This is a genomic window from Amycolatopsis jiangsuensis (genome assembly GCF_014204865.1).
Classification (GTDB): Bacteria; Actinomycetota; Actinomycetes; order Mycobacteriales; family Pseudonocardiaceae; genus Amycolatopsis; species Amycolatopsis jiangsuensis.
Window position 1 is genome coordinate 7,032,921 of record NZ_JACHMG010000001.1, and the last position, 11,509, is coordinate 7,044,429.

The 11,509-nt window shown below is 70.1% G+C and carries 11 protein-coding genes; 9 read left to right on the forward strand and 2 right to left on the reverse strand.

Features of this window, described 5'->3' with window-relative positions:
• The first annotated feature begins 209 nt into the window (after window positions 1–209).
• Together BJY18_RS32040 and BJY18_RS32045 are read left to right on the forward strand one after the other, a co-directional pair.
• Complete coding sequence (locus BJY18_RS32040) at window positions 210–1,145, forward strand: proline iminopeptidase-family hydrolase (protein ID WP_184783605.1); 936 nt, start codon at window positions 210–212, stop codon at window positions 1,143–1,145.
• Window positions 1,138–2,094: an ACP S-malonyltransferase gene (locus tag BJY18_RS32045; protein WP_184783606.1), complete on the forward strand. Its 957-nt coding sequence runs from the start codon at window positions 1,138–1,140 to the stop codon at window positions 2,092–2,094. Before BJY18_RS32040 ends, BJY18_RS32045 begins: the two co-directional genes overlap by 8 nt.
• On the opposite strand, the gene BJY18_RS32050 is transcribed toward BJY18_RS32045, so the two are convergent.
• The gene (locus tag BJY18_RS32050; RefSeq protein WP_184783607.1) at window positions 2,087–2,332 is read right to left on the reverse strand and encodes a phosphopantetheine-binding protein; all 246 of its coding nucleotides are present in this window, start codon (window positions 2,330–2,332) and stop codon (window positions 2,087–2,089) included. The two genes, BJY18_RS32045 and BJY18_RS32050, sit on opposite strands and share 8 nt — an antisense overlap.
• A 133-nt stretch (window positions 2,333–2,465) precedes the next feature.
• Between BJY18_RS32050 and BJY18_RS32055 the strand changes: the two genes are divergently transcribed.
• Entirely contained in the window at window positions 2,466–3,989 is a 1,524-nt protein-coding gene (locus tag BJY18_RS32055) for an AMP-binding protein (RefSeq protein WP_184783608.1), read from the forward strand.
• A 4-nt stretch (window positions 3,990–3,993) separates the two neighbouring features.
• On the opposite strand, the gene BJY18_RS32060 is transcribed toward BJY18_RS32055, so the two are convergent.
• The gene (locus tag BJY18_RS32060; protein WP_184783609.1) at window positions 3,994–4,995 is read right to left on the reverse strand and encodes an SAM-dependent methyltransferase; all 1,002 of its coding nucleotides are present in this window, start codon (window positions 4,993–4,995) and stop codon (window positions 3,994–3,996) included.
• A gap of 100 nt (window positions 4,996–5,095) precedes the next feature.
• Here BJY18_RS32060 and BJY18_RS32065 point away from each other — a divergent pair, with 100 nt between their 5' ends.
• The 6 genes from BJY18_RS32065 to BJY18_RS32090 all read left to right on the forward strand — a co-directional run bounded on the left by BJY18_RS32065 (window position 5,096) and on the right by BJY18_RS32090 (window position 11,487).
• The gene (locus tag BJY18_RS32065; RefSeq protein ID WP_184783610.1) at window positions 5,096–5,686 is read left to right on the forward strand and encodes a TetR/AcrR family transcriptional regulator; all 591 of its coding nucleotides are present in this window, start codon (window positions 5,096–5,098) and stop codon (window positions 5,684–5,686) included.
• Window positions 5,687–5,849: 163 nt separating this feature from the next.
• Window positions 5,850–7,310 carry an AMP-binding protein gene (locus tag BJY18_RS32070; protein ID WP_184783611.1) on the forward strand — a complete coding sequence of 487 codons (1,461 nt, stop codon included), beginning with the start codon at window positions 5,850–5,852 and terminating at the stop codon, window positions 7,308–7,310.
• Window positions 7,307–8,521, forward strand: coding sequence for a type III PLP-dependent enzyme domain-containing protein (locus BJY18_RS32075; protein WP_184783612.1), 1,215 nt, complete (start codon window positions 7,307–7,309; stop codon window positions 8,519–8,521). Before BJY18_RS32070 ends, BJY18_RS32075 begins: the two co-directional genes overlap by 4 nt.
• The gene (locus tag BJY18_RS32080) at window positions 8,518–9,000 is read left to right on the forward strand and encodes a cobalamin B12-binding domain-containing protein (protein WP_184783613.1); all 483 of its coding nucleotides are present in this window, start codon (window positions 8,518–8,520) and stop codon (window positions 8,998–9,000) included. Before BJY18_RS32075 ends, BJY18_RS32080 begins: the two co-directional genes overlap by 4 nt.
• A 34-nt stretch (window positions 9,001–9,034) precedes the next feature.
• A complete protein-coding gene (locus tag BJY18_RS32085) occupies window positions 9,035–10,294 on the forward strand; it encodes a methylaspartate mutase (protein ID WP_184783614.1) in 1,260 nt (419 codons plus the stop codon).
• Window positions 10,291–11,487, forward strand: a complete 1,197-nt coding sequence (locus BJY18_RS32090; protein WP_184783615.1) for a cytochrome P450 — start codon at window positions 10,291–10,293, stop codon at window positions 11,485–11,487. Before BJY18_RS32085 ends, BJY18_RS32090 begins: the two co-directional genes overlap by 4 nt.
• Window positions 11,488–11,509 lie beyond the last annotated feature (22 nt).

Here is an 11,509-nt window from a genome sequence, read left to right on the forward strand (position 1 = left end):
TTCGGGCGACAGGGAAGACGGTAGGGCCGCGGGCCCACGGCGCCGACCCGGAAAGACGCGGTTAGGGGTCGCCGCCGCCGGGGCGCGCGGAGTGGTTCAGGCCCGCTTTAGATCCCCCTTAGGGGCTGGTCGCGGCGTGGCCGCGGCGGATAGACAGGTAACCGGTCCGGAATGGAAACCGGACGCGGAAGACGAACGAGGTGATGAGCATGGCCGTGGCACCCACCGCGAAGGGCTGGGTCCCGTTCGGCGAGTACCGCACGTGGTACCGGGTCACCGGAGTGCTCGGGGGCGCGCTGCCCGCCGTGGTCGTGGTGCACGGCGGTCCGGGCAGCACCCACGACTACCTGCTGGGCCTGAGTGACCTGGCCCGGCACGGTTTCCCGGTGGTCCACTACGACCAGCTCGGCAGTGGTGGTTCGACCCGTCTGCCGGACGCCGGCGCGGAGTTCTGGACGCCGGAGCTGTTCGCCGACGAGCTGGACAACCTCGTGTACCGGCTGGGTATAGAGGACAACTACGTCCTGTATGGACAGTCCTGGGGCGGGCTGGTGGTGGCCCGGCACGCAGCGGCGCGCCCGGACGGGTTGCGTGGTCTCGTGATCGCCAACTCGCCGGCCTCCTACGAGCTGTGGCGCAGCGAGATGGACGTGCTGCGTGCACAGCTGCCGCCCGGTGTCGACGAGGGGCTGCGTGCGCACGAGGCCGCGGGCACGACCGGCAGCCAGGAGTACTTCGACCTGATGCGGGTGTTCTACGACCGGCACGTGTGCCGGGTGCTGCCCTGGCCTGCCGACTACCTCGCGTCGTTCATGGAAATGGCCGACGACAACACGGTCTACTCGGTGATGAACGGCCCGAGCGAGTTCACCGTCACCGGCACGCTCAACAACTACTCGGTGATCGACCGCCTCGAGGACATCGAGGTGCCGACCCTGCTCATCTCCGGTGCGCACGACGAGGCCACCCCGGCCACCGTGCAGCCGTACCACGACCACATCCACGATGTGCGCTGGGAAATCCTTCCGGAGTCCAGTCACGTCCCGCATCTCGAGGAACCCGAACGGTTCCACGAGGTCCTGCTGGGTTTCCTGCGGGACGTCCACCCCCTCCCCGCCGAAAGCGAGGTCGCCAGTCATGGCTGAGGAAAGCCGGTCCGGTTCGGCGGTCGTGTTCCCCGGCATGAGCCCGTGCCGGTTCGCCGATTTCGGCAAGTTCCTGCTGATCAACCCGTTCGCGCGGAGGCTGATCAAGGAGGCGGACGCGCGGCTGGGCTATTCGCTGGTCGACCGTTTCCGCGAAACCGAGGGCGACTACTCCGAGTACGCCCAGGTCGGGTTCATGCTCACCTGCGTCGCGCTGGCCGAATGGGCCGAGCAGGAGTACGGGATGAGCCCGGACTACTGCACCGGCCCGAGTTTCGGCGAGAAGCCGGCCAGCGTGTACGCCGGATCGCTCACCTTCCCGGACGCGGTGTGGATGACCGCGGAGCTCGCGCGCTGCCTCGACGAGTTCTTCGCCACCGAGTACACCGACGTGGTCACGCACTCGTTCGTCCGCACCCCGGAAGAGAAGCTGCGGGACGCGCTCACCGAACTCGACGGCCGCGGCGAATGGTCCGACATCTCCTGCTACATCGACCACGACTTCTACATGGTCTCGGTGCGGGAGCGGAACCTGGACTGGCTCAAGCAGACCGTGCGGAGCATGGGCGGGTTGTCCCTGTACACCATGCGTCCTCCGCTGCACTCGCGTGCTTTCGGTGCGCTGCGGCGCAAAGCGGAGGACGAAGTCCTCGGTGCTCTCGACTTCCACGACCCCCTCCTTCCGATCGTCGCCGACCAGGACGGTGCGATCCTGCGCACCGGTGACCAGGTGCGCGCGATGCTGCTGGACAGCATCGTCGAGCCACTGCGCTGGCCGGACGTCGTCTCGTCGCTCGAGCAGCTCGGCGTGCGCAAGCTGTGGGTGGCCGGCCCGGACACGCTCTTCGGTCGCGTCCGCGCGACCACCAGCCGGTTCGAGGTGACCACGGTGAACCCGCGCCTGGCGTTGCAGCCTCGCCGCCGCGGCGCGGGCCCCCGGGTCAGCTAGCCGGCTGCAGCCGCGCCAGCGTCGCCCACAGCCGTCCCGGGTTCTCGAACGTCTCCAGGGTCAGGGCGTCGTCGGAGAACCGGACGTTGTACGTCTCCTCCAGTACTGCCAGCAGTTCGACGGTGGCGAGCGAATCGAGGCCGTACTCCTTGAGCGGGGTCTCGGGGCTCAGCGCCTCGTCGGCGGGCAGGAACGGGAGGAACGGACGAAGGGTCTCGTCGAAAGAGCTGTCCCACATGGCTACTCCGGTGGCTGGGTCGGGCACTGGCACCAGGCAGGGAAACCGACCGCCCGGTTCGGTTTTGGACTCTACCCCGCGCCGCCGTCCGGGAGCGACGTGCCGGCACCCCTATTCACCGCGGAGGACGAAGATGGACCTGAGCACCATTCCCGGGCTGCACGCGCGTTTCCTGCGTGGCCTCGCCCGTTCCGAGAACGGCCCGGCCGTGTACGTGGGCGGGCAGCCGATCAGCTACCGCGAGCTGCACGAGCGGGCCCTGCTGTGGGGCGGCGCGCTGGCCGAGTCCGGGGCGCGCACGGTAGGGGTGCTGGCCGGCAAGGGCGTGACCGCCTACGCCGGGATCCTCGCCGGGCTCTACGCGGGCGCCACTGTGGTACCGCTGCGGCCGGACTTCCCGGCGGCCCGCACCGCGCAGATGGTCGAGGCCGCCGAGGTGGACGCGATCGTCGCGGACGAGCGTGGTCTCGCGTTGGCTCCCGAAGTCGGTGCCGGGCTGCCGGTCCTGGCCCCCGAATGCGGGACGGGTAGCGGGGTACTGCGCGCGCGGCCGGCGCAGGCACTGGTCGCCGCACGCGAGGTGCGGCGGAGCGACACCGCGTACGTGTTGTTCACCTCGGGTTCCACCGGGCGGCCGAAGGGGGTCCGGATCGGGCACAGCGCTACCGAACACTATTTCGGCCTGCTCGACGACCGGTACGACTTCGGCCCGGACGACGTGTTCTCCCAGACGTTCGACCTGAACTTCGACTGCGCGATGTTCGATCTCTTCTGCGCCTGGGGCGCCGGGGCACCGGCTGTCGTCCTGCCTGGCGCGGCTTACCGGGACGTCCCGGCGTTCATCGCCGAGCACGGGCTGACCGTGTGGTTCTCCACCCCGAGCGCGATCGACCTGGTGCGCCGGACGGGACGGCTCACCGCGGGCGCGTTGGCGGGCCTGCGCTGGAGTTTCTTCGCGGGGGAAGCACTGACCGTGCACGACGTCGCCGAGTGGCGCGGCGCGGCAGGCAACTCCGTGGTCGAGAACCTTTACGGCCCGACCGAAGCGACCATCACCGTCGCCGGATACCGGTGGGACGACGTGCAGACCCCGCGCGTGGCGGTCAACGGCGTCGTGCCGATCGGCGCCGTCCACGACGGGCACGAGTACCTGCTGCTGGAGGAGACCGAAGCGGGGGAAGGGGAACTGGCCATCGCCGGTCCGCAGGTCACGCCGGGTTACCTCGATCCGGCAGACGAACGGGGCCGGTTCCTCGACCACGAGGGCCGGCGGTTCTACCGCACCGGCGACCGGGTGCGCCGGCTCGGCGGCGACGATCTCGCCTACCTCGGCCGGCTCGATTCGCAGGTGCAGGTGCTCGGCTGGCGCGTGGAGCTGACCGAGGTGGAGCAGGCGCTGCGGGACTGCGGGGTGGCCGACGCGGTCGCGCTGGGGGTTTCCGGAAGCAGCGGCACGGAGCTGTTCGTGTTCTACACCGGCGTGCAGCGGCCGGTGATCGAGTTGGTGCGGGCGCTGCGCGCGGTCCTGCCGGAGGGCGTGATCCCGCGGCACTACCGGCATCTGGCGGAGTTCCCGCTCAACTCCAACCGCAAGATCGACCGGAAGGCGTTGTCCGCCCGTGCCGCCGAACTGCTCGTGCCGGTTCCGGTCGGCTGACCGGTCAGCGGCGCACGGCGACGAGCCGGCCCAGCGGTGTTTCCACGATCTCCGGATCGCGGAAGCCGGCCGCTACCGCCTCCGCCGCCAGTTCCTCGGCGGAACGGCCGAATGTCGCGCCCTGGCGTCGGTGGAAGAGCTGGTCGAGACGGTCCCGCGACCCGGCCTGCTCGGTCAGCGGCGGGAACAGCTCCTGCATCAGCAGCAGCCCGCCGGGGCGCACCGCGCGGCGGATCGCGGCGAGTGTGCCGGGCCGGGCTTCGGCGGCGAAGAACGGCTGCGCCCAGAAGCTCGCCGCGAACGTGCCCTCGTCGGTGAGCTCGCGGGCGTCCAGCGTGCGGATTTCCACTCGTTCGGCCAGTCCTGCCTGGTGCGCGCGGGAACGCAGTTCGGCGGCGACCTCTTCGACCACCTCGACGCCGACCGCGTGGAGCCGGTCGAAGAGGGACGTGGTGGTCAGCAGGAATCCGCCGACCCCGCTGCCCACGTCGAGCAGCGGGCCGCCCTTCTCCAGCAGCTCGCGGAATTCCGGTAGGGCCTCGTGGATCAGCCCGAACAGTGTTTGCGTGCCGGCGGTGACCCGCAGGCCCGAGTCCTCGGCCAGCGTCAGCGCGTCCGCGCCGCCGAGGCGGCGGACGGGCTCGGCGACCCGCGCGATTTCGCTTCGGCTCAAGTCCACTGCGGCCAGGACGGCAGGCAACTCGATGCCCGCGACCCCGTCCACCAGCGCGGCGAACGCCGGGGTGAGCAGCCAGTAGTCCTCGTGCGCCTGCGCCACCTCGGCGTTGCCGAGCACGGACAGGGCGTCGGTGACCTGCCCGGCCGCGATTCCGGAGGAGCCGGCCAGTTCCGCTGCGGTCGCCCCGTTCCGCAGGCGGCTGAGCCAGCCCGCGTCGTGCGCGGCCCGCAGGAGGGCGAGCAGTTCGGCGCCGGTGGACCAGCCCCGCACCGCCGACCGGGCGGCCATCGCTGCTTGGATCCGTTCGACGCCGCCGTCTTCAGCCATGGTCGCTCCTGCCGTGGTCGGTTCACCTGCGATAACCACCCTAGCGGGCTCGATCACCGGTTCAGTGACGGTACCCGGTACCGTCACCTAGGCTGGTCCCATGGGCAGATGGGAACCGCACGCGCGGGAGCGGCTGGTGCGGGCCGCGCTCGAGCTGTTCACCGAGCAGGGCTACGAAAAGACCACGGTGGTGGAGATCGCCGAACGGGCCCGGCTCACGAAGAGCACGTTCTTCCGGCACTTCCCCGACAAGCGCGAGGTGCTTTTCGCCGGTCAGGACGTGCTGGCCCAGCTGCTCTCCGACGGGGTCGCCGACGCACCCGGCTCCGCCACGCCGTTCGAAATGCTCGCCGCCGCGCTGGAGGCAGTCGCCGGGGCCTTCCCCGAGGAACGGCGCTCGTTCGGCCCGCGGCTCCGTGCGGTGATCGGCGGCAATCCGGAGCTGCAGGAGCGCAACGCGCAGAAGTCCGCCCGGCTCGGCGCGGCCATCGAGGACGGGCTGGCCCGGCGCGGGTTGCCGGAGGTCACCGCGGGCCTCGCCGCCCAGCTGGGCACGTTCGTGCTCGGCCGGGCCTACGCCGAGTGGTCGGACCCGGACTGCGCGAAGCCGTTCATCGAGATCGCCCGGCACGAACTGCGTGCGGTGCGGGCCGCGGTGGACACGCTGGACACGGAGTTCGTCCTGCCCTGACCGGCCGCGCGCGGACCCGGGACCGGACGGGAGTGAGCGCCCCTTAGCGCCTGCTGCCTAGGGGCGGCTAGGGGTGTGGCCTCCGCTGCGCGCACGGATAGCTTTCCCCGCGTCGGGGAGTGGAAATCCCCCGCCGGCACGGTGATTCTGGGGAGTGGCAGTCGTGAACGATTCCGGGTCCGCGGTCCATGCTCTGCTCGACGCGGCGGTGGCCGACGCGCCGGACGCGCCGGCGGTGCGCGATCGCGTGGGCAGGTGGACCTACGCCGAGCTGGCCGCGTGGAGCCACGCGGTGGAGACAGTGCTCGCGCGCCGCGGTGTGCGCCGTGGTGACCGCGTGGTGGTGCAGCTGCCCACGGACCGGGCGCTCGTCGCGCTGTTCCACGGCACCTCGCGCCGGGGCGCGGTGTTCGTGCCGATCAATCCGGCGATGAAGCGGTTCCACTTCGATTCCGTGGTGGCCAACGCGGATCCGGTGCTGGTCCTGCGTCCGGACGAGTTCGGTCCACTCTGGACCGAAGTCGAACAAGCCCACGCGGACGGCGAGCGGGCCGCGGCCACCGCGGTGGAGCCGGACGACATCGCGGTACTGGTCTACACCTCCGGCAGTACCGCCGCTCCCAAGGGCGTGATCGGCCCGCATCGGCAGGTCACCTTCGCTTCGAGGGCGATCCAGCAGGTGCTCGGCTACCGCCGCGACGACGTCGTCTTCTGCCGGTTCCCGATGTCCTGGGACTACGGGCTGTACAAGGTTCTCCTGGCCACGCTGGGGCGCAGTGAGATCGTCCTCGCCGATGCCGAATCCGACCTGCGGCTGCTGCGGCGGATGCGCGAGGTCGGTGCGACCGTGGTGCCGATCGTGCCGTCGCTGGCGAGCATGATCGCCACTCTCGCCGAGCGCGACGCGGGTCCGGCCGCCCCGGTGCGGCTGTTCACCAACACCGGTGCGGCGCTGCCGGATTCGACGATCAGCAAGCTGCGCGAGGCGTTTCCGGGTGTGCGAGTGGTCCGGCAGTTCGGGCAGACCGAGTGCAAACGGATCACCGTGATGCCGCCGGAGCAGGACCGCGACCGTCCCGGTTCGTCCGGTCTGCCGCTGCCTGGCACCTCGGTGCACATCCTGGCCGCGGACGGCACGGCGTTGCCCGCCGGGGAGATCGGCGAGATCGTGGCCGCCGGACCGCATGTGATGCCCGGGTACTGGCGTGCGCCGGAGCTTTCCGCCCGTGCGTTCCGCCGTGACGAAACGACCGGGCAGCTGCGGCTGCACACCGGCGACTACGGCAGGCTCGACGAGGACGGCTACCTCTACTTCGAGGGCCGCCGCGACGACATGTTCAAGCGCAAGGGCATCCGTATGTCCACTGTGGAAATCGAAGCGGCCGCGATGGACATTCCCGGAGTACGCGCGGCCGGCGCGATTCCGCCGAGCGACACCCGGGATCTGGCTCTGTGCGTGGAGAGCGATCTGCCGCCGACGACTGTGCTCAAGGAGCTGGCGAAACGGCTGGAACCGCAGAAGGTGCCCGCGCTGTGCCACGTCGTGGACGAGTTCCCGCTCACCGCGCACGGCAAGAACGCCACGAAGGAACTCGCCCTGCTGGTGGAAGGTGTCGCGAAATGAGCAACCACGACGCGCTGGCCGAGCGGTTCGGCACGCCGGCCTACGTCTACGACCTCGACGTCGCGGCCCGGTCACGGGACCAGCTGTTCGGCCTGCTGCCGGAGAACTTCGCGCTGTACTACGCACTCAAGGCCAACCCGCACCCGGACCTCGCGCGGGAGCTTCGCGAGGGCGGCTGTCGTGCGGAGATCAGTTCCACCGGCGAACTGGCCAACGCGCTGACCGCCGGGTTCGCCCCGGAGCACATCCTCTACACCGGACCGGGCAAAACCGACGGAGAACTGGACGCCGCGATCACCGCGGGCGTGCGGCTGTTCTCGGTGGAGTCGCTGACCGACCTGCGGCACGTCGGCGCCGTCGCGGACCGGCACGGCACCGTCGCGCGCTGCCTGCTGCGGGTGAACACCACGCAGGGCAGTGCCTCGACCGGTATCCGGATGATGGGCAGGCCTTCACAGTTCGGGATCGACGCCGAAACCCTGCCGGGATCGATGCCCGCGTTCAAGGCTGTGGCCGGGACACGGGTGGTCGGTGCGCACTTCTTCACCATGAGCAATGCCCAGGACGAGGACTCGTTGCTCGGCGAGTACGAGTTCGTGTTGCAGTCCGCCGCGCAGCTTCGGCAGGAAGCCGGGCTTCCGTTGGAGCTACTGGACATCGGCGGCGGCTTCTCGTCGCCATACGCGGTTGTCGGGCAGCGGACCGACTATCCGAAGCTGCGCGCCGGACTCGAGCAGCTGCTCGACCTGTACCTGCCGGGCTGGCGTACCGGCGAGGTGGAGCTGGCGTGCGAATCCGGCCGGTACCTCGCCGGCAGCTGCGGCACGCTGCTGGCCGGCGTGGTGAACGTGAAGGAGAGCCGGGGCAGCCGGTTCGTGATCCTCGACGCCGGGATCAACGTGGTCGGCGGGCTTTCCGGGATCGGACGGCTGCTGCCCGCCGCGGTGGGCATCGAGCAGGCCGGCCACGAGCCGGGACACCTCGTCGGTCCACTGTGTACACCAGGCGATTCTCTGGCGAAGGCGGCGAAGCTGCCCGAGCTGGCCCCGGGTGACGTGGTCACGGTGCCGAACGTCGGCGCCTACGGCGTGACCGCGAGCCTGATCAGCTTCCTGGGCCGACCCGCGCCGACCGAGGTGGTGGTGCGTGGTGAGGAGATCGTGTCGGTGTCGCGTTTGGACTACCAGCGCGCGTACGAGGTTTCGTCATGAGTGAGGAGGTCCGCGCGTACGGCGGTGGGGTGGTCACCGAACCCGGCCGTAGCACGGTGATCGTGAGCAGCATGGCCTCCGATTCGCACACGTGGAACCTGGTCTACCTCGAGCTGCTGGTCGGTGAACTCGGCTTCGACGTGGTGAACCTCGGCGCCTGCGTGCCGGATGAACTACTGGAGTCCGAAACCCTCAGTCGCAGGCCGGAAATGCTCGTGCTGAGCAGCGTCAACGGGCATGGCTACCAGGACGGGCTGCGTGTCGTGCAGCGGCTGCGGTCGTTTCCGGAGCTGCGGAGCCTGCCGATCGTCATCGGCGGGAAGCTCGGCACCGGAGGCCCGCTGTCGGAGGAGCAGACCGCGGAACTGCTGTTCGCCGGGTTCGACGCGGTGTTCGACGACCAGCAGGGCGCGGCCGCGTTCCGCCGGTTCGCCGCTGCACTGCCGGGGGCCGCCACGGTGTCCGTGGAGGGGGCGTGAGTCCCGCCGCTGTGATCCCGCACGGGGAGGCGGCGTGAACTTCGAGGCGTTCGTGGCGCGGCAGCACGCGGCCGGCCGGTTGGTCGTGCAGCCGCGCATGGGCTTCGCCGACCCGGGTGTGATGCGGGACGGTCTCGCCGCGACCAAGCGAGCCGACGCCACGACCGTCGGAACCATCACGCTCGACAGCTACACCCGCGTTTGTGACACCGATTCCGTGGATCACGCACTGCGCAACGGCATTCCCCTCAACGGTTACCCGATCGTGAACCACCCGCCCGCGGTCACCCGGCGGATGCTCGACGGCATCGAAGGGCCGGATTTCCCGGTGCAGGTCCGGCACGGTTCGGCACGGCCTGCCGACATCTTCCGCGCGATGATCGCCGCCGGCCTGCACGCCACCGAGGGCGGGCCGGTGTCGTACTGCCTTCCCTACAGCCGCACGCCACTCGACGAGGCCGTCCGCAATTGGGAGCACTGCTGCGAACTGCTGGTGGAAGCCGGTGGGCGTCCGCATCTGGAGACGTTCGGCGGCTGCATGCTGGGCCAGCTGTGCCCGCCGAGTGAGCTGGTCGCGATCAGTGTGCTCGAGGCGTTGTTCTTCTACCGCAAGGGGTTGCGCAGCATCTCGGTGAGCTATGCCCAGCAGACCAACCTGGGACAGGACCAGGAAGCCGTGGCCGCGTTACGCCGGTTGTGCGCGGAGTTGCTGCCCGAGGCGACTTGGCACGTGGTCATCTACGCCTACATGGGCATGTACCCGCGCACGCCCGAGGGTGCGATGTCGTTGCTCGGCAACGCCGCCCGGCTGGCTGTGAGCACCGGGTCGGAGCGGCTGATCGTGAAGACCGCGGCGGAGGCGCACCGGATCCCGACCGTCCCGGAGAACGTGTCGGCGCTCGAACACGCCGGCGCGTCGGCAACCGGCCGACTGGCCACTGTCGAGTCGGACAACCAGGTCTACCGGGAGGCCTGTGCGTTGGTCGACGCGGTCCTGAACAGTCATGCCGACCTCGGCCGCGCGATCGTGGTGGCTTTCAAGCGCGGACTGCTGGACGTGCCGTACTGCCTGCACCCGGACAACGCCGGACAGGCGCGCAGCCGGCTCGACGCCGAGGGCCGGCTCGGCTGGTCCGAACTCGGCTCGCTGCCGTTGCGCGGGGTGGCGGAGCACGCGCCGGGTGGCCGGATCACCTCGTCGACGCTCATGTCGGCGCTGTCGTACGTGCAGCACACCCATGACACCCGGGCATTGGACCATCCGATGACCGCGATTGGAGGGGATTCACGATGAGCACGCGCCGGACCGTGCGGGCCTATCCGTTCGACATGCACGAGATCTCCGTTTCCGAAACCTACCACCGGCTGCAGCGCGAGGAGCCGATGAGCCGGGTGCAGATGCCCTTCGGGGAGCAGGCCTGGCTGGCGACGAAGTACACCGACGTCAAGCTGGTGATGACCGACCAGCGGTTCAGCCGGGAGCTGGCGCAGGGCCTCGACCAGCCGCGGATGCGCCGCCAGCAGATGGGTGACGGCATCATGGGCATGGACCCGCCGGACCATGCGCGGCTGCGCCGGCTGGTGTCGAAGGCGTTCACCGCGCGCCGGCTGGAGGCCATGCGCGACAGCGTGCGGAACCTGGTGAACGAGCTGCTCGACGGCATGGTCGCGAGCGGCGACGCGGCGGACGTGGTCGAACAGCTGGCGCGTCCGCTGCCGGTGACCGTGATCTGCGATCTGCTCGGCGTGCCGCAGGAGGACCACAAGATCTTCCGTGAGTGGACGCAGGCGCTGGTCAGCGACGCCACGGCGAAGGGTGACGTGCTCGACGTCTACGGCGATCAGCTGGACGAGTACGTGGCCGGGCTGGTCGCGCAACGCCGTGAGGAGCCGACCGACGACCTGCTGGGCGCGCTCGTGTACGCACGGGACGCCGGGGACAAGCTGACCGAGAACGAGCTGATCTCCATTGCCGGCGCGGGACTGCTCACCGGGGGCGTCGAGACGGTGTCGACAGCGCTGCCGAGTTTCCTGTTCACCTTGCTGACGCAGCCCGAACTGCTGGCTCAGCTGCGAGCCGATCCGGACCTGATGCCGACGGCGATCGAGGAGCTGCTGCGGTACGTGCCGATCAACACCGCTGCGATGTTCGCCCGCTACGCGCGCGAGGATGTGCGGTTCGGCGACGTCGTGGTGCGCGCGGGCGATCCGGTGCTGCCGGCGTTGCACGCGGCCAACCGGGACCCCGAGGTGTTCGCGAATCCGGACGTCATCGACCTGACCCGGAGCCCGAACCCGCACGTCGCTTTCGGGCACGGCCCGCATCACTGCATCGGTGCGCAGCTGGCCCGTCTCGAATTGCAGGAAGCGCTGAAGGCGATTCTCGCGCGCTTCCCGGACCTGCGGCTCGCGGACGGGCGTGAGGGTGTGAAGTGGGAGTTCGGCGTGATCGTGCGCGGCCCGTCGCTGCTGCGTATCGCTTGGTGATCCCGGCCGCACGATCCGGCCC

Bases quoted from the DNA above. Each gene is read 5' to 3' on its own strand.
- BJY18_RS32065 (WP_184783610.1), top strand. From the start codon at position 5,096: ATGGGCAGATGGGAACCGCACGCGCGGGAGCGGCTGGTGCGGGCCGCG.
- BJY18_RS32045 (WP_184783606.1), top strand. From the start codon at position 1,138: ATGGCTGAGGAAAGCCGGTCCGGTTCGGCGGTCGTGTTCCCCGGCATG.
- BJY18_RS32055 (WP_184783608.1), top strand. From the start codon at position 2,466: ATGGACCTGAGCACCATTCCCGGGCTGCACGCGCGTTTCCTGCGTGGC.
- BJY18_RS32050 (WP_184783607.1), bottom strand. From the start codon at position 2,332: ATGTGGGACAGCTCTTTCGACGAGACCCTTCGTCCGTTCCTCCCGTTC.
- BJY18_RS32075 (WP_184783612.1), top strand. From the start codon at position 7,307: ATGAGCAACCACGACGCGCTGGCCGAGCGGTTCGGCACGCCGGCCTAC.
- BJY18_RS32060 (WP_184783609.1), bottom strand. From the start codon at position 4,995: ATGGCTGAAGACGGCGGCGTCGAACGGATCCAAGCAGCGATGGCCGCC.
- BJY18_RS32090 (WP_184783615.1), top strand. From the start codon at position 10,291: ATGAGCACGCGCCGGACCGTGCGGGCCTATCCGTTCGACATGCACGAG.
- BJY18_RS32040 (WP_184783605.1), top strand. From the start codon at position 210: ATGGCCGTGGCACCCACCGCGAAGGGCTGGGTCCCGTTCGGCGAGTAC.
- BJY18_RS32080 (WP_184783613.1), top strand. From the start codon at position 8,518: ATGAGTGAGGAGGTCCGCGCGTACGGCGGTGGGGTGGTCACCGAACCC.